Source organism: Micromonospora sp. NPDC047707, from assembly GCF_040704235.1.
Lineage (GTDB): Bacteria > Actinomycetota > Actinomycetes > Mycobacteriales > Micromonosporaceae > Micromonospora.
Map to the genome: position 1 here is coordinate 52,615 of NZ_JBEYSU010000029.1, position 17,020 is coordinate 69,634.

17 protein-coding genes are annotated in these 17,020 nt (G+C 72.6%); 15 read left to right on the forward strand and 2 right to left on the reverse strand.

Features of this window, described 5'->3' with window-relative positions:
• Nucleotides 1-39 precede the first annotated feature (39 nt).
• From AB0873_RS24805 to AB0873_RS24840, 8 genes are all read left to right on the forward strand, one after another.
• Nucleotides 40-801 carry an ABC transporter ATP-binding protein gene (locus AB0873_RS24805; protein WP_155332793.1) on the forward strand — a complete coding sequence of 254 codons (762 nt, stop codon included), beginning with the start codon at nt 40-42 and terminating at the stop codon, nt 799-801.
• Nucleotides 788-1,480 (forward strand): ABC transporter ATP-binding protein, encoded by a 693-nt coding sequence (locus tag AB0873_RS24810; RefSeq protein WP_366602516.1) that lies wholly within the window; start codon nt 788-790, stop codon nt 1,478-1,480. The genes AB0873_RS24805 and AB0873_RS24810 overlap by 14 nt, the downstream gene beginning before the upstream one ends.
• A 45-nt stretch (nt 1,481-1,525) precedes the next feature.
• On the forward strand, nt 1,526-2,785 hold the full coding sequence (locus tag AB0873_RS24815) for an ABC transporter substrate-binding protein (RefSeq protein WP_155332791.1): 1,260 nt from the start codon (nt 1,526-1,528) through the stop codon (nt 2,783-2,785).
• Nucleotides 2,782-3,663, forward strand: a complete 882-nt coding sequence (locus AB0873_RS24820) for a branched-chain amino acid ABC transporter permease (protein ID WP_366602518.1) — start codon at nt 2,782-2,784, stop codon at nt 3,661-3,663. Before AB0873_RS24815 ends, AB0873_RS24820 begins: the two co-directional genes overlap by 4 nt.
• Complete coding sequence (locus AB0873_RS24825; protein ID WP_366602520.1) at nt 3,660-4,676, forward strand: branched-chain amino acid ABC transporter permease; 1,017 nt, start codon at nt 3,660-3,662, stop codon at nt 4,674-4,676. The genes AB0873_RS24820 and AB0873_RS24825 overlap by 4 nt, the downstream gene beginning before the upstream one ends.
• Nucleotides 4,677-4,754: 78 nt before the next feature.
• Nucleotides 4,755-5,384, forward strand: a complete 630-nt coding sequence (locus tag AB0873_RS24830) for a transcriptional regulator (protein WP_366602521.1) — start codon at nt 4,755-4,757, stop codon at nt 5,382-5,384.
• A 109-nt stretch (nt 5,385-5,493) separates the two neighbouring features.
• Nucleotides 5,494-7,056, forward strand: coding sequence for an MFS transporter (locus tag AB0873_RS24835; RefSeq protein WP_155332788.1), 1,563 nt, complete (start codon nt 5,494-5,496; stop codon nt 7,054-7,056).
• An 11-nt stretch (nt 7,057-7,067) separates the two neighbouring features.
• On the forward strand, nt 7,068-7,676 hold the full coding sequence (locus tag AB0873_RS24840; RefSeq protein WP_366602523.1) for a TetR/AcrR family transcriptional regulator: 609 nt from the start codon (nt 7,068-7,070) through the stop codon (nt 7,674-7,676).
• 18 nt (nt 7,677-7,694) lie between these two features.
• Here AB0873_RS24840 and AB0873_RS24845 read toward each other — a convergent pair whose 3' ends face one another.
• The gene (locus tag AB0873_RS24845; protein WP_155332786.1) at nt 7,695-9,614 is read right to left on the reverse strand and encodes a helix-turn-helix domain-containing protein; all 1,920 of its coding nucleotides are present in this window, start codon (nt 9,612-9,614) and stop codon (nt 7,695-7,697) included.
• Between the two features lie 14 nt (nt 9,615-9,628).
• Entirely contained in the window at nt 9,629-10,411 is a 783-nt protein-coding gene (locus AB0873_RS24850) for a 3-hydroxybutyrate dehydrogenase (RefSeq protein ID WP_155332785.1), read from the reverse strand.
• A gap of 225 nt (nt 10,412-10,636) precedes the next feature.
• On the opposite strand from AB0873_RS24850, the gene AB0873_RS24855 reads away from it, so the two are divergent.
• The 7 genes from AB0873_RS24855 to secF all read left to right on the forward strand — a co-directional run bounded on the left by AB0873_RS24855 (nt 10,637) and on the right by secF (nt 17,015).
• Nucleotides 10,637-10,921, forward strand: coding sequence for a DUF1905 domain-containing protein (locus AB0873_RS24855; protein WP_196255692.1), 285 nt, complete (start codon nt 10,637-10,639; stop codon nt 10,919-10,921).
• 108 nt (nt 10,922-11,029) lie between these two features.
• Nucleotides 11,030-11,557: a crossover junction endodeoxyribonuclease RuvC gene (gene ruvC / locus AB0873_RS24860; protein WP_366602524.1), complete on the forward strand. Its 528-nt coding sequence runs from the start codon at nt 11,030-11,032 to the stop codon at nt 11,555-11,557.
• Nucleotides 11,554-12,156 carry a Holliday junction branch migration protein RuvA gene (gene ruvA / locus AB0873_RS24865; RefSeq protein ID WP_366602526.1) on the forward strand — a complete coding sequence of 201 codons (603 nt, stop codon included), beginning with the start codon at nt 11,554-11,556 and terminating at the stop codon, nt 12,154-12,156. Before ruvC ends, ruvA begins: the two co-directional genes overlap by 4 nt.
• Complete coding sequence (gene ruvB / locus AB0873_RS24870; RefSeq protein ID WP_366602527.1) at nt 12,153-13,217, forward strand: Holliday junction branch migration DNA helicase RuvB; 1,065 nt, start codon at nt 12,153-12,155, stop codon at nt 13,215-13,217. Before ruvA ends, ruvB begins: the two co-directional genes overlap by 4 nt.
• 138 nt (nt 13,218-13,355) lie before the next feature.
• Nucleotides 13,356-13,694, forward strand: coding sequence for a preprotein translocase subunit YajC (gene yajC, locus AB0873_RS24875; RefSeq protein ID WP_366602529.1), 339 nt, complete (start codon nt 13,356-13,358; stop codon nt 13,692-13,694).
• Nucleotides 13,695-13,912: 218 nt separating this feature from the next.
• A complete protein-coding gene (gene secD / locus AB0873_RS24880; protein ID WP_366602530.1) occupies nt 13,913-15,826 on the forward strand; it encodes a protein translocase subunit SecD in 1,914 nt (637 codons plus the stop codon).
• 1 nt (nt 15,827) lies between these two features.
• A complete protein-coding gene (gene secF, locus AB0873_RS24885) occupies nt 15,828-17,015 on the forward strand; it encodes a protein translocase subunit SecF (RefSeq protein WP_155332778.1) in 1,188 nt (395 codons plus the stop codon).
• Nucleotides 17,016-17,020: the final 5 nt, after the last annotated feature.

Sequence of the window (17,020 nt, forward strand, 5' to 3'; positions counted from 1 at the left end):
CGAACCGGACGTCGCGCCAGAACTGCGGAGGATGTGGCGATGGCCGGGCAAGCGCTCCTGTCGGCTCGCGGGCTGACCCGCGACTTCCGGGGTTTCCGGGCGGTCGACGGTGTCGACCTCGACGTGGCACCGGACAGCGTGCACGCGCTGGTCGGCCCGAACGGCGCCGGTAAGACGACCCTGTTCAACCTGCTCACCGGGTTCCTCGCGCCCAGCGGCGGGCGGATCGAGCTGGACGGCCGGGACATCACCGGGCTGGCCCCGGAGCAGGTCGCCCGCCTCGGCGTGGCGCGCTCGTTCCAGATCACCAGCCTCTTCCCGCAGCTGTCCGCACGCGAGCACGTCGAGCTGGCGTTGCAGAGCCGGAGCGGGCTGGGCTGGCGGTTCTGGCGATCGGCGAAGCTCATGCGGCGCTACACCGACCGGGCCGCCGAACTGCTGGACATGGTCGGGCTCGCCGACCTGGCCGAGGCGCCCGCCGAGGCCCTGGCGTACGGGCGCAAGCGGGCGCTGGAGCTCGCGATCGCCCTCGCCCTCGACCCGAAGGTGCTGCTGCTGGACGAGCCGACCGCCGGCATGGGCCTGGAGGACGTCGATCGCACCGTCGACCTGATCGGCCGGGTCCGGCAGGGCCGGACCGTCGTCATGGTCGAGCACAACATGAGCGTCGTCGGGCGGCTGGCCGACACCGTCACCGTCCTTCAGGCCGGGAAGGTCCTGGTCGAGGGCCCGTACGAGCAGGTCCGCACCGACGAGCGCGTGATCACCGCCTACCTGGGAGCCGCTGATGCTGCGCATTGAGAACCTGTCCGCCTGGTACGGCGAGGCGCAGGTGCTGCGGGAGGTCGGCCTGGAGGTGCAGGCCGGCGAGGTGGTGACGCTGGTCGGCCGCAACGGCGCCGGCAAGTCCACGTTGCTGCGCTGCGTGATGGGCCTGCACGGCGGTCAACGGGGGACCGTCGAGCTGGACGGGAAGGACGTCGGCAGGCTGCCGGCGTACAAGCGGGCGCGGCTCGGGCTGGGCTGGGTGCCGGACGACCGGGGCAGCTACGCCACGCTGACGGTGACGGAGAACCTGACGCTGCCGCCGACGGTGGGGCCCGACCCGTGGTCGTTGGAGCGGGTGTACGAGGCGTTCCCGGCCCTGTACGAGCGGCGCGACTCGGCCGCCACCATGCTCTCCGGTGGCGAGCAGCAGATGCTGGCGCTGGCCCGGGTGCTGCGGATGGGCGCCCGGCTGCTGCTCTGCGACGAACCGACCGAGGGGCTCTCGCCGCTGCTCGTGCAGCAGGTCGGCGACCTCCTGCGCGAGGCCAAGAAGCACGGCGTGACCGTGCTGCTGGTCGAGCAGAACCTGCACTTCGCCATCGGCGTCGCCGACCGGCACTACCTGCTGGCCGAGGGGCGCATCGCGGAGGCGATGGACAACTCCGAGGTGCGGTCGCGGGAACGCGAACTGCTGTCGTACCTCGGCATCTGATTTCTCTACCGACGACCGACCCCGCGCGCCGCGCGGACGAAAGGGATGAGCATGCGTAGGACGGTGGGTGTGGCCGCCGCGTCGGCGGCCGCGATGATGGTGGTCGCCGGCTGCGGCGGCGGTGGTCCCCAGTCGGGCGGCGACGAGAAGCTGACCGGGGGCAAGATCGTGCTGGGCGTGCTCAACGACCAGTCCGGCGCGTACTCGGAGCTGTCCGGCAAGAACTCGGTCAAGGCCGTGGAGATGGCCATCGCCGACTTCAAGGCCAAGCACGGCGACAAGGCGGTCGCGAAGGACATCACCGTGGAGACCGCCGACCACCAGAACAAGCCGGACGTGGCCAACAGCAAGGCCCAGGAGATGTACGACCGGCAGGGCGCCGACATCATCCTCGACGTGCCCACCTCGTCGGCGGCGCTGCGGGTGGCCGACGTGGCCAAGGCGAAGAAGAAGCTCTACTTCAACATTGGCGCGGCGACCACCGACCTGACCGGCAAGAGCTGCAACAAGTACACGTTCCACTACGCGTACGACACGTACATGCTGGCCAACGGCACCGGGAAGACCACGACCGAGCAGGTCGGCAAGAACTGGTACATCCTCTACCCGAACTACGCCTTCGGCCAGGACATGGAGAAGAGCTTCTCCACGGCGATCACCGCCGCCGGCGGCAAGGTCGTCGGCAAGGACGGCGCGCCGTTCCCGAACACCAGCGGCGACTTCTCCACCTTCCTGCTCAAGGCGCCGACGCTGAACCCGAAGCCGGACGTGCTCGGCACCATGCAGGCCGGCGCGGAGCTGGTCAACGTGGTCAAGCAGTACAACGAGTTCAAGCTCCGGGACAAGGGCGTCGGGCTGGCCGTCGGGCTGATGTTCATCACCGACATCCACTCGCTCACCCCGGCGGCGCTGGCCGGCACCACGTACACCGACGCCTGGTACTGGAACTTCGACCAGCAGAACCGCGAGTTCGCCGACCGGTTCCAGAAGGAGACCGGCACCCGGCCGTCGTTCGCGCACGCGGCCAACTACTCCGCCGCCATGCAGTACCTGGAGGCCGTGCAGGCCGCCGGCACCGACGACGCCGACACGGTGGTCAAGGAGCTGGAGGGCAAGGAGGTCAACGACGTCTTCCTGCGCAACGGCAAGATCCGCGCCGAGGACCACCGGGTGATCCACGACGCGTACCTGGCCCAGGTGAAGCCGCAGTCCGAGGTCACCGAGCCGTGGGACTACGTGAAGATCCTGAAGACCATCCCGGCCGCGGAGGCGTTCCGCACCCCGTCCCCGGACTGCAAGCTGTGACCGGTTTTCTCCAGAACACGTTCAACGGGTTGGTGAGCGGGGCGTTCTACGCCCTGCTCGCCCTCGGGCTCGCGGTCATCTTCGGCATGCTCCGGGTGGTCAACTTCGCCCACGGCGCGTTCTACATGCTCGGCGCGTTCGGCGCGTACGTGTTGCTGAGCGAGGCGGGCGTGCCGTTCTGGGCGGCGTTGGTGATCATGCCGCTGGGGCTCGCGCTGCTCGGCATGGCCCTCGAACGGGCCTTCATCCACCGGCTCACCCGGCTCGACCCGCTCTACAACTTCCTGCTCACCTTCGGCCTCACGCTGATCCTCCAGGACCTGGTGAAGCTCCGGTACGGCGTGCAGTCCAGCCCGTACGAGACCCCGTCCGCGTTGAGCGGGTCGGTCGACTTCGGGCTCTTCGACTTCCCGACGTACCGGGTGTTCATCCTCGGGTTCGCCGTGGCGGTCTGCGTCGGCGTGTGGTGGGCGCTGACCCGTACCCGGGTCGGCATGGTGGTCCGCGCGTCGACCGAGCGGCCGGAGCTGACCCGCGCGTTCGGCATCAACGTCGGGCGCTGGGTCACCCCGGTGTTCGGCTTCGGGATCGGGCTCGCCGGGCTGGCCGGCGTGCTGGCCGCGCCGATGCGGGCAGTCAACCCGCTGATGGGCGCGGACCTCATCATCGTGGTCTTCGCCGTGGTGGTGATCGGTGGGCTGGGCTCGATCTTCGGCTCGGTCGCCGCCGGCTTCGGCATCGGCCTGGTGCAGGCGTGGGGTGAGGCGTACCTGTCCGCCTTCCCGATCGTGTCCCAGACGATCGTCTTCATCGTGATGGCCGCCGTGCTGCTCTGGCGTCCGGCCGGGCTGTTCGGCCGTGAGGAGGCACCGGCATGACGAGCACCGTGGACACCAAGGCGGACGCCTCCCGTCCGGCCGTACCGTCCGGGCTGGTCACCGTCGCCCGCGCTCCCGGCTGGGTCCGGTACGCGCTGCTCGCGGTGGCCCTGGTGGTGGCGCTCTGGCTGCCCAACAGTCTCTACCCGGCGGTCGCGGTGGACATCCTCTGCTGGGCGCTGTTCGCCGTCGCGGTGGACCTGCTGCTCGGCTTCACCGGGCTGATGTCCTTCGGGCACGCCGCGTTCTGGGGGGCGTCGGCGTACGTGACCGGCCTGGTGGCGATCCACGCCGGCCTGCCGTTCCCGGTGGCCGTGCTCGCCGGGGCGCTCGCCGCCGCGGTCCTCGCCGTTCCGATCGGGTACCTGGCGGTCAAGCGTACCGGCATCTACTTCGCCATGGTCACCCTGGCGTTCGCCCAGATGGTCTACTACGTCGCCAACGAGTGGCGTTCGGTGACCCAGGGCGAGAACGGCCTGCAGGGCGTGCCGCGGGAACTGTTCGGGCTGGACCTGTCCGACGACTACTACTTCTACTACGCGATCCTGCCGATCGTGCTGCTCGGCCTGGCGGGCGCCTGGCGGGTCGTGCACTCGCCGTTCGGTCGGGTGCTGGTCGGCATCCGGGACAACCCGGCCCGGGCCCGCGCGCTCGGCTATCCGGTGCACCGCTACAAGCTGACCGTGTTCGTGCTCTCCGGCTTCATCGCCGGCCTCGGCGGCGGCCTGTTCGCCGTCGGCCACCGCTTCGTGTCGCTGGAGGTCCTGCACTGGACCACCTCCGGCAAGGCGGTGATCGTGGTGGTGCTCGGCGGCATCGGCACCCTCTGGGGCGGTGTGCTCGGGGCGGGCATCGTGGTCCGCCTGGAGGACTGGCTGTCGTTCTCCGGGTTCGAGGCGATCGGGCTGGTGACCGGCGGCATCTTCGTCCTCGTCGTGCTGCTGTTCCGGCGCGGCATCTGGGGCACCGCGTCGGCGCTGGCCCTGCGCTGGTGGACATCCCGCCGCAAGTGAATCCCGCGTAGGGCGCATCCGGACCGCGCTCTCCCGACGAACCCCCGGGTAGCAACCGTCTACCCGGGGGTATGTCTGGTGTTGACCGCTCCGATGCCGGCCGAGGCGGTGGAGATCGCACGCAAGCGCCTTGCGTCTGCCGCCGAGGACCTGGCGGGCAACCGCGTCGCCGCGCTCGTCACCGACCTGGCGCAGGAGTGGGGTGTCGCGGCGCTGTGGGAGCAGGTCTGCGTGCCGATGCTCGCCGCGCTTCCCGGCCACACCGGCGGCGAGATCGCCGTCGAACACGCCCTGTCCGAGGGGGTACGGGTCGGCCTCGACGTCTTCCGCCGCGACCGTGTCCGGCCGCTCTCCGCCGGCGGCGTGCTGCTGGCCGGCGCCGAGCAGGAGGCCCACTGCCTGGGCCTGCACGCGCTCGCCGCCGCCCTGCGGGAACGGGACCACGGCCCGCTGCTGCTCGGCGCGGCCCTGCCCTGGTCCGCTCTCTCCGGCGCCGTGCGCCGGGCCCGCCCGCGCACCGTCGTGGTCTGGTCGCAGACGCCGGTCACCGGCCGCGCGTACCGGCTGGTGCGCTTCGCCCGGGACTTTCCCTCGGTGGCGGTGTACGGCGCCGGACCCGGCTGGATCGAGCCGCGCACCGCCCCGGCGACCCGCCTCGGCTCCCTCCCCGCCGCGGTCGCCGCCTGTCTCGCGGGCGCGAGTCGGTGACCGCCGTCACAATAGAAACGGACCGGTTCCGTATCGTTAATCCGGCGCCTAGGCTGAGCCCAGTTACGAGTCTGACCCGTATCGGAAACGGGAGCCGGGGGAGCCGCAGATGCCACCACACGAGAACACCGGACACCCGAGGAGGTGGGCGATCCTCGGCGTGCTGGTGATCAGCCTGCTCGTGGTCGTCCTCGACAACACCATCCTGAACGTCGCACTGCGTACGCTCGCCGACCCGGTGCACGGGCTCGGCGCCACCCAGGGCGAGCTGGAATGGTCGATCAACTCCTACACGCTCGTCTTCGCCGGGCTGCTCTTCACCTTCGGCGTGCTCGGCGACCGCGCCGGCCGGCGGCGCTTCCTGCTGATCGGGCTGGTGCTCTTCGGGCTCGCGTCGCTGCTGTCGGCGTACGCGCAGAGCCCGGCCCAGCTGATCGCGGCCCGCGCCCTGATGGGGGTCGGCGGCGCGGCCATCATGCCGGTGACCCTCTCGATCATCTCCAACGTGTTCGACCCCCGGGAGCGGGGCCGGGCCATCGGCGTGTGGGCCGGGGCGGTCGGCCTGGCGGTGGCGATCGGGCCGGTCCTCGGCGGCGCGCTGCTGGAGCACTACTGGTGGGGTTCGGTCTTCCTGATCAACGTGCCCGTGGTGGCGCTCGGCGTGGTCCTGGTGGCGCTGCTGGTGCCCGAGTCCCGGGACCCGAGACCGGGGCGCGTCGACGTGCTCGGCGTGCTGCTCTCGGTGGTCGGCCTGGTCGCCCTGACCTACGGCATCATCGACGGCGGCGAGCACGGCTTCGACCGCCCGCTGGTCTGGACCGCCATCCTCGCCGGCCTGGCGGTGCTGGCCTGGTTCGTCGCGTACGAGCGGCGCAGCGACCACCCCTCGCTGGACGTCCGCCTGTTCCGCGTGCCGCGCTTCGCCGCGCCGGTCGCGGTGGTCGGGCTGGTCTTCTTCGCCGCGATGGGCGTCATGTTCTTCAGTTCCTTCTACCTGCAACTGGTCCGCGGCTACAGCCCACTGGAGACCGGCCTGCTCTTCCTGCCCTTCGCGGCGGCCCAGCTGTTCTTCGCCCCGCGCAGCGCGGCGATGGTCCACCGCTACGGCGGCAAGGCCGTCTCGGCGGTGGGGCTGGCGCTGACCGTGCTGGCGCTGGGTGCCTTCGCGTTCGTCGACGAGACCACCCCGATCTGGGTGGTGCTGGTCTTCTTCTTCCTCCAGGGCACCGGAATGGCGAACATCATGCCGCCGGCCACCGAGTCGATCATGTCGGCGCTGCCTCGGGAGAAGGCCGGAGTCGGCTCCGCCGTGAGCAACACCGTCCGCCAGGTGGCGGGCGCGCTCGGCGTGGCGGTGCTCGGTTCGGTCCTCTCCGCGGCCTACCGGGCCGACGTCGCCACCGCCCTCGGGGACCTTCCCGACGGCGCGCGGGACGCGGCCGGTGAGTCGATCTCCGGGGCGTACGCCGCGGCCGGCCAGCTCGGCCCGGCGGCGCCGCAGCTGATCGCGGTGGCCAACGACGCCTTCGTCTCGGCCATGCACTGGGCGGCGGCGCTCGCCGCGGTGGTCGCCGCGGTCGGCATCCTGGTGGTGCTGCGCTGGATGCCCGGCCGCACGGAGACGCCCGCGGTGCTGCCGGCCGGCGAACCCGAGTTGGCCGGGGCGGCCTAGGTTCGGGGAGAATGTCCGCCATGACCTCCACCGCCGATGCTCCGCGGTCGCCCGGGCGACCGCGGAGCATCCGCGCGGACGAGGCGATCATCGACGCCACGCTGGACCTGCTCGCCGAAGGCAACACGATCGAGGCGATCTCCGTCGAGGCCATCGCGGCCCGGGCCGGGGTCGGCAAGGCCACGATCTATCGCCGCTGGCCGGGCAAGGACGCGCTGCTGCGCGACGCGCTGCGGACGCTCAAGGGCGGTCAGCCCGAGCTCTCCGGCCGTTCGGTCCGCGAGGACCTGATGCTGCTGCTCGGCGCGGTCGGGCACAACGTCGACCCCCGAGCCGCGCGGATCATGCCCTGCCTGGTTCCCGCGGTGAACCGGAGCCCGGAGCAGTACGAGCTCTACCAGAACATCATCGAGCCGCGCCGGGCGCTGATGCGGGAGGTGCTACGACGTGGAACGCACACCGGGGAGCTGCGCGCCGACCTCGACATCGAGGTCACCCTGGCGATGCTCACCGGGCCGATGCTGGTCCAGCGGTTGTTGCGCTGGCACCCGGACCTCGACGAGGCGACCCTGCCGGAAAAGGTCGTCGACGGTGTCCTGGAGGGCATCCGCGCCCGCTGACCGGCGCGGCCGCCGTCGTCAGCCGGCCGGGTGGCGCAGGCGGTGCAGCCGCAGCGCGAGCTGGACCTCCAGGGCGCGCTCCGGCCGCTGCCAGTCCGCGCCGAGCAGCTGGCCCACCCGCTCCAGGCGCTGGGTGACGGTGTTGACGTGCACGTGCAGCTGCTCGGCCGCCCGGGCCAGGCTGCCGCCCACCCCGAAGTACGCCTCCAGCGTCTTGACCAGCGCGGTGCCCCGGCGGGCGTCGTAGTCGACCACCGCACCCACCGTGGCGTCCAGGAACCGGGCCACGTCCTTGTCACCGCCGTCGCCGACCGCGCCCAGCAGCAGCCCGACGAAGCCCAGCTCCTCGGTGCTGGCGCCCTGCCCGGCCCGGCCGAGCGCACCCAGGGCGGTCAGGCAGCGGGCGGCCTCCTGGAAACTGCCGGCCAGCGAGGCCGGGCCGGTGGACGGGCCGCTCGCCCCGGCGGTCACCGGCCGCCCGGTCACCCGGGACAGGTCGCGCGCCACCGCGCGGGCGGCGCCGCCCGCGTCCTTGCCGGGCAGCATCAGCACCACCCGCCCGTCGCGCGCCGCCGCCAGACCACCCCGGGTGGACGCGTACGTGGTGGCCCAGGAGAGCACCCGCTGCCGGGCCGAGCCGGTCGCGGCGATCGCGTCGTCGCCGACCGCCACCAGCACGTGCGGGGCGTCCAGGTCCACGCCGAGACGGCGCGCCCGGCTGCGCAGGGCGTCGGTGTCCCGCAGCGGGCGGGCGATCAGGTCGTCGAGCAGCTCGCCCCGGACCCGTCCCTCCGCCTCGGCGACCGTCCGCCGGAACAGCAGCAGCAGCGCGGTCACCAGGGACGCCCGCTCCAGGATCCGCTGGTCGGCGTCGACCAGCTCGCCGTCCGGACGCAGCACCAGCGCGCCCAGGTTCTCCGCGCCGGCGACCACCGCCGCGTACCAGAGGGGACCACGTCGGACGCTGCGCCCCTCCGTACGCGACGCCGCCACCGCCTCCACCATGTCGGCCCGGTCCGGCTCTTCGATCTCACCCACCCGGGCCAGCAGCCGGCCCTCGGCGTCCAGCGCGAGCAGGGCGCCGCCGAGGACCTCCGTGACGGCGGCGGCCACGTCCTCGACGCCGCCGCCGCGCAGCACGAGGGCGGTCATCCGGTCGTGCGCGGCCGCCGCCCGCTCCACCGAGGTGCTGTGTGCGCGGATGGTGGTGTTGGCCGCCGAGAGCTCCTCCAGCGCGGAGCGGGTCTCGGCGAGCAGCCGGGCCGTGTCGATCGCGACCGCGGCGTGCGCGGCGAGGGAGACCAGGAGCGCGACCTCCTCCCGGGCGAACGGCCGGGCCGAGCGGTTGGCCGCGTAGAGCACGCCGATCGAGGTCGATCCGAGCCGCAGCGGCACCCCGAGGATCGCCACCAGGCCCTCCTCGCCCACCCCGGCGTCGATCTCCCCGGTGTGGTGGAACCGCTCGTCCTCGGGGTAGTTCGCGGTGGCGTACGGGGTGCCGCTCTGGGCCACCAGCCCGCCCAGGCCGGCCCCCATCGGCAGCCGCAGCCGCTGGAACCGCGCCGAGATCGAGCCGTCGGTGACCCGCATGTACGTGTCGCCGTGCTCCTCGTCGTTGAGCGTCATGTACGCCACGTCGGTGCCGAGCAGGATCCGGGCCCGGTGCACGATCGCCCGCAGCACGTCGTCCAGGTCGCGCAGCCCCGCCAGGTCGCTGGCCGTGTCGTACAGGCCGGAGAGCTCAATCTCCCGGCGGCGCCGGCGCTCCAGCAGCGCGCGTACCCGCAGCGCCACCGTCTTCGCCTGCTCCAGCTCCGCCAGCCGGTCGGCGGGCAGGCCGGCGGCGCGCGCGGCGACCAGCGGGCCCTCGAACTCGACCGCGGCCGCCTCCCGCGCGAGCAGCTCCAGGAACTCCACCGGCGACGACATGAGCGACATTGTGCGCGAGGCCACTAGTTGGCCGTCCAGCCCCCGTCGAGGGCGATCGACGCGCCGGTGATGAAGGCCGCCGGTGGGGAGCACAGGTACGCGACCAGCTCGGCGACCTCCTCCGGCTCGATCAGCCGCTTGATCGCCGCCCGGGCCAGCATGATCCGCTCGACGACCTCCGCTTCCGGGATGCCGTGGGTGGCCGCCTGGTCGGCGATCTGGCTCTCCACCAGCGCCGTACGCACGTACGCGGGATTGATGCAGTTGGCGGTGACGCCGTGCGGGGCGCCCTCCAGCGCGACCACCTTCGACAGGCCCTCCAGGGCGTGCTTCGCCGACACGTACGCCGCCTTGTACGGCGAGGCGCGCAGCCCGTGCACGGAGGAGATGTTGACGACCCGGCCCCAGCCCTTGGCGTACATGTGCGGCAGCGCCCGCCGGATGATCAGGAACGGCGCCTCCACCATCACCCGGTGCAGGTACTCGAAGCGTTCGACGGAGAACTCCTGCACCGGCGCGACGTGCTGGAGGCCGGCGTTGTTCACGACGATGTCGATGTCGGCGTCGAGCCGCTCCACCGCCACCGGGTCGGCCAGGTCGATGCCCTCGGCGCGCCCGCCGGCCTCGGCGGCGACCGACTTGGCCGCCTCCACGTTGCGGTCCACCACCAGGACCTTGGCACCGGCCGCGCCGAGCCGAAGGGCACACGCCCGCCCGATGCCACTGCCGCCCCCGGTCACCAGGGCGGTACGACCTGCGAGGTCGACGTGTACGACGTGGGGGACCGCCACGGGTTCTGCCGTCATGGCGCAAGAAACTACGAGCTGTGTGGCCGGGCGCACATGGCGCGGCGACACATACTCGACCCGGACTGTGTGTGGTCGGGCGCGACATCCCGCGTGCTGGCCTGTCCACCACGCTGTCGTCGCGGCGGCACACCGCCCCGGTCCATGATCGCTGCGCGTCCGGCCGGATGTCGCAGGGTGCTGGGAGGCTCGCCGCGTCGGTGTGCGGGGCGGCGGACGGGGGCGGTGGTGGAGCGAGTCGACGAGACCTTCGAGGCGACGCTGGTGCGGTGGTCGGGCGCCGGCGGGTGGGTGTTCGCCCCGGTGCCGTCGCGGCACGCGCCCGGCACGGCGGGGCCGTTCGGGCGGGTCCCGGTGACCGCCACCGTCGACGGCCGCACCTGGTCGACGAGCGTCTGGCGGGACCGGAAGGCCGGCTGGCTGCTCCCGGTGCCCGCCCGGATCCGGGCCGGCAAGGACGACGGCGACCCGGTGACGGTGACGATCGAGGTCGACCCGACCCGCCGCTGACGTCCGCCCTGTCCGGTCGGGGGCGCGGCGTGTCCCGTGGCGCGGTGCGGCGGCGGCATCGGTATGGTGTCGAACACACGTACTGCTGGCGGTCGGGGAGGAGGCGGCGTGCGCGTGCTCGGCATCGACCCGGGCCTGACCCGCTGCGGGGTCGGCGTGGTCGAGGGCGTGCCCGGGCGGCCCTGCACGCTGGTCGCCTACTACGTCGTCCACACCGACCCGGCCGACGAGCTGCCGGTGCGGCTGCTGCACCTGGACCGGTCGCTCACCGACCTGGTGGCCGAGCACCGGCCGGACAGCGTCGCCGTCGAGCGCGTGTTCAGCCAGCACAACGTCCGCACGGTGATGGGCACCGCGCAGGCCAGCGGGATCGCGGTCCTCGCCGGGGCGCGGGCCGGGCTGCCGGTGCAGACGTACACGCCGAGCGAGGTGAAGGCGGCGGTGACGGGTTCCGGTCAGGCCGACAAGGCCCAGATGACCGCCATGGTGACCCGGCTGCTGCGGCTGCCCGAGCCGCCCCGCCCGGCCGACGCCGCCGACGCCCTCGCGCTGGCCATCTGTCACGTGTGGCGCGGCGGCACCCGCTCGAAGCTGGCCGCCGCGGCCGACCGGGTACGACGAGGAGGAGCCCGATGATCGCCAGCGTCCGGGGCGTGGTGACCGCGACCGGTCCCGACCACGCCGTGATCGAGGTGGGCGGGGTGGGCCTGGCGGTGCAGTGCGCCCCGGGCACCATCGCCGAGCTGCGGGTCGGCCAGCCGGCCCGGCTCGCCACCAGCCTGGTCGTCCGCGAGGATTCGCTGACCCTCTACGGCTTCGCCGACGACGACGCGAAGACCCTGTTCGAGCTCCTCCAGACCGCGAGCGGGGTCGGCCCCCGGCTCGCCCAGGCGGTGCTCGCCGTGCACACCCCGGACGCGGTCCGCAAGGCCATCGCCAACGCCGACACCGCCGCGCTGACCCGCGTGCCGGGCATCGGCAAGAAGGGCGCCGAGCGGCTGGTCCTGGAGCTGCGCGACCGGGTCGGCCCGGTTCCGGTGGGCGTCGAGGGCGCGGCCGGCGTCACCACCGGCGCCTGGCCCGAGCAGGTCCGGCAGGCCCTCGTCGGTCTCGGGTGGACGGCCGGTCAGGCCGACCAGGCGGTCGCCGCGGTGGCGGAGACGCTCGACGGGGACGTGCCGCCGGTGCCGGTCCTGCTCAAGCAGGCCATCCGACTGCTGGGCCGCACCCGGTGAGCGGGGACAATCTGGTCTCGGCGTACGTCAGCGACGCGGAACGGGACGCGGAGGCCAGCGTCCGGCCGAAGCGGCTGGCCGACTTCATCGCCCAGGACCGGGTCCGCGACCAGCTCGACCTGCTGCTCCAGGGCGCGATGCGGCGCGGCAGCCCGCCGGACCACATCCTCCTCTCGGGGCCGCCTGGCTTGGGTAAGACCAGCCTCGCCAACATCGTCGCCGCCGAGCTGGGCACCGGCATCCGGGTGACCAGCGGCCCGGCGATCGAGCGCTCCGGCGACCTGGCCGCGATCCTGACCAGCCTCGCCGAGGGCGACGTGCTGTTCATCGACGAGATCCACCGGATCGCCCGCCCGGCGGAGGAGCTGCTCTACTCCGCGATGGAGGACTTCCGGGTCGACGTCGTGGTCGGCAAGGGGCCCGGCGCGACCGCCATCCCGCTGGACGTGGAACCGTTCACGCTGGTCGGCGCGACCACCCGGTCCGGCCTGCTCACCGGCCCGATGCGGGACCGGTTCGGCTTCGTCGCGCACCTGGACTTCTACGCCCCGGCGGACCTGGAGGCGTTGCTGCACCGCTCGGCGCGGATCCTCGGCGTGCCGATCACCGACGACGGCGCCGCCGAGATCGCCGGCCGGTCGCGGGGCACCCCGCGGATCGCCAACCGGCTGCTGCGCCGGGTCCGGGACTTCGCCGAGGTCCGGGCCGAGGGCGTGGTCACCCTGGAGACCGCCCGGGCGGCCCTGACCGTGTACGACGTGGACGCGCTCGGGCTGGACCGGCTGGACCGGGCGGTGCTCACCGCGCTGGTCGACTCGTTCCGGGGTGGCCCGGTGGGGCTGTCGACCCTCGCCGTCGCGGTGGGGGAGCAGCCGGACACGGTGGAGGAGGTGTGCGAGCCGTTCCTGGTGCGGGCCGGCCTGCTCGCCCGGACGCCCCGCGGCCGGGTCGCCACCGAGGCCGCCTGGCGGCACCTGGGGCGTACGCCGCCAAATGGTATATTCGGCACGGATACCCCTCCCGTGCCCGATCTGTTCTCCGTGGAGCCCGAACAGCCGTGATGCGAACGTGATCTGCACCGCATTCGGCGTTCCCAGGCGCAGGGATTAGACTTCGCCGCGGTCTGTACAGGACGTGAGAATCCGCCTCCGCTCCGGCGCCCCTCGTGCCGGCGGAGGCCAATGGGAAGGTCTACCACCGTGCTTTACGCACAATCGGCCGGCGGCGCCGGCGGCTTCACGCCCATCCTCATGATCGCCCTGCTGTTCGGCGTCATGTACTTCATGATGATCCGTCCGCAGCAGAAGCGGCGCCGCGAAGCTGAGGCCATGCAGTCCTCGCTCGGCCCGGGCGACGAGGTCGTCACCATCGGCGGCCTCTACGGCACCGTCACCGCCGTCGAGGACGACAGCGTCCTGCTCGAGGTCGCCCCCGGCGTGCAGACCCGCTACGCCCGCCCCGCGATCGCGCGGGTCGTCACCAAGGCGGAGAATCCGGCCGAGTCGGCCGCCGACGACGCGGACGTCGTCAAGGAGTGACCCGTCGCCCGCCCCGGTGAACACCGGGGCGGCGCTCGCGACGTGACAAGTGGATAGTCGGGTCGGCGCGCGGCGCCGGTACGCCCGGGGCCGGCGCGTGCTGCCGCAACCCGTGTGCCGGTCGCCCGTACCGGCCCGGGCAGCTCGTCGGCCGGGAGGGCCGGCCGACACCCGCCGCCCGCAGCGGCGGCGTGACCCAACAGGGAGACAGGACAGCCGTGGCACCACCTCAGGGACAGATGCGCCCCGGACGGCAGCTGGCCGTGCTCGGGTTCATCTTCGTCGTCCTCTACCTTCTGGTGTTCTTCGGGGCCGGCGCCAGCGGCAGCTGGAAGGACCGGCTCGAGCCGAAGCTCGGCCTGGACCTCGTCGGCGGCACCCGGCTCACGCTCGAGGCGACGAACACGGCAAACGGGCAGCCGCCGACCGCGGAGAACCTCGAGGAGGCCCGGCAGATCATCGAGAGCCGGGTGAACGCGTTCGGTGTCGCCGAGGCCGAGGTGGTCACCGAGGGCGACCGGAACATCGTGATCTCCCTGCCCGGTGAGAACCGGGACCTGACCGAGGTCGGCAGCGCGGCCGAACTGCGCTTCCGCAAGGTGCTCAAGGTCGCCGACGGCAGCGGTGCGGCCGCCGCCCCGGCTCCCAGCCCGACCGCCACCCCCTCCGGCACCGCCTCGCCCGCCCCCACGGGCAGCGCCACGCCGACCCCGTCGTCCAGCGTGAAGGCGACCCCGTCGCCGAGCGGCGGCCAGGGCGGCGGTGCCCCGGCGCCGAGTGCCAGCGCCACCCCGTCGGCGACCGCGTCGGCCACCCCGAGCGCCGCCGCGCCGTCGCCGAGCGGCAGCGCCGCGCCCGTCCCGGCGAGCGTCGAGGAGCAGCGCAAGGCGGTCGAGAAGAAGGTCGGTGCAGCCGCCTGGGCCGCCGCCAGCGGCCTGCAGGCTCCGGCCGACCTGAGCGCCGACCCGTCGCTGGCGGAGAAGCTCAAGCCGTTCGCGTCGCTGACCCCGCGCGAGGTCGCGGCGCTGCCGGCGCAGATGCAGTTCAACGTCCCGCAGATCACCTGTGCTCAGCTCGACGCCCGCCCGCCGGCGTCGATCTCGCCGCCGGACCAGCAGGTCGTCGCCTGCGAGGACGGTGCCGTCAAGTACCTGCTCGACGAGGCCAAGGTGCTCGGCACCGACGTGGACGACGCCAACGCGGTGCTCGACCAGACCAACCAGTGGGTGGTCAGCCTCGACTTCACCGGCCCCGGCCAGGAGAAGTGGACGAACCTGACCCGCGAGTCCTTCAACAACGAGGGCCAGGCCTGCGACGCCTCCGCGCTCGGTGACAGCGGCAAGTGCCGGGTGGCGGTCGTGCTCGACAACGACGTGGTCTCCTCGCCCGAGATCCAGGGTGTGCTGACCGGCAACTCCCAGATCACCGGCAACTTCACCCAGCGGGACGCGAGCGACCTGGCCAGCACGCTGCGCTACGGCGCGCTGCCGGTGACCTTCGAGGCCGCCGAGCAGCAGAACGTCACCGCCACGCTGGGCGCCAGCCACCTGCGGGCCGGTCTGCTCGCGGCCGGCATCGGCATGCTGCTGGTCATCATCTACTCGTTCTTCTACTACCGGCTGCTCGGCTCGGTCATCTTCCTGAGCCTGGTGCTGTCGGCGCTGCTGGTCTTCGGCGCGCTGGTGGTGCTCGGCCGGCAGATCGGGTTCACCCTCACCCTCGCCGGCATCGCCGGCATGATCGTCTCACTCGGTGTGGCGGCGGACTCGTTCGTCATCTACTTCGAGCGCCTCAAGGACGAGATCCGGGAGGGGCGCAGCCCACGCAGCGCGGTGTCGCGGGCGTGGATCCGGGCCCGCCGGACGATCATCTCGGCCAACGCGATCACCCTCATGTCGGCGGTGGTGCTCTACATCGTCTCGGTGGGCGCGGTGAAGGGCTTCGCCTTCGCGCTCGGCCTCGCCACGGTGCTCGACCTGGTGGTGGTGTTCCTCTTCCGGCACCCGATCATGACGATGTTCGCCCGTACCCGGGCGTTCCTGTCCCCACGGGTCAGCGGTCTCGGCCGGGCGCTCCCGGCGCGGAGCGCCGAGCCGGCCAAGCCGCGCAACCCGCGCGCGAAGGAGGCCTGAGATGGCTCGTGAAGGTCTCGCAAGCCGCCTCTACCGTGGTGAGGCCGGGCTCAACATCATCGGGCGGCGCAAGCTGTGGTTCGGCGTCGCCGCGGCCCTGATCCTCATCTCGGTGCTGAGCTTCGGGCTGCTCCGGTTCGACCTGGGTATCGAGTTCGCCGGCGGCAACTCGTTCCAGATCCCGGCCAGCGTCGGCACCCTGGAGCAGGCCGAGGAGAAGGTCGACGCGGCGCTCGCCGCCGAGGGCGGCGGTGCCGAGGTGGTCACCGCCCAGGAGGTGGGCGGCACCGGCACCACCGTCTACGAGATGCGCACCTCGCAGCTCTCGCCGGAGCAGGCGACGGCCGTCACCGCGGAGCTGGCCGCCGAGTTCGGCATCCCGACCGGCGACATCAGCTACACGCAGGTCAGCGAGGCGTGGGGCAGCCAGGTAACCCAGCGCGCGCTGCTCGGTCTGGTGATCTTCGTGGCGCTGGTGATGGTGTACCTGATCCTGCGCTTCGAGTGGCGGATGGCGGTCGCCGCCGTCTCCTCCCTGGTCATGAACCTGATCCTCACCGCCGGCATCTACTCGCTGGTCGGCTTCGAGGTCACCCCGTCGACCGTGATCGGCTTCCTCACGATCCTGGGCTTCGCGCTCTACGACGTCGTGGTGGTCTTCGACAAGGTCCAGGAGAACACCCGGGGCATCACCGCGAACAACAACCAGACGTACGGCGAGGCGGCCAACCTGGCGATCAACCAGAGCCTGATGCGGTCGCTGAACACGTCCATCGTGGCCCTGCTCCCGGTCGGTGGCCTGCTCTTCATCGGTGCCGGCCTGCTCGGCGCGGGCACCCTGAAGGACCTCGGCCTGGTGCTGTTCGTCGGTATGGCGGTGGCGTTCTTCTCCTCGATCACGCTGGCCACCCCGCTGCTCGTGCTGCTGAAGAACATGGAGCCGCGGATCCAGGCGCACAACAAGCGCGTCCTGGCCCGCCGGGCGGCGATCGAGCGCGGCGAGGTCACCCCGAAGGGCGCACCCCGGTCGGTGGAGAGCACCGAGGCGGCGGCCGACCCGGAGGCGGCGGCGATGGCCGGCGCCGCACCGAAGGTGGGCGCGCGTCCGGCGGGCAAGCGGCCGTCCGGCGCCCGGGGCGGTCGTCCCGCCGGCGGCGGTGGCAACCGTCCGGGTGGCAAGCGGCGCTGACCCGG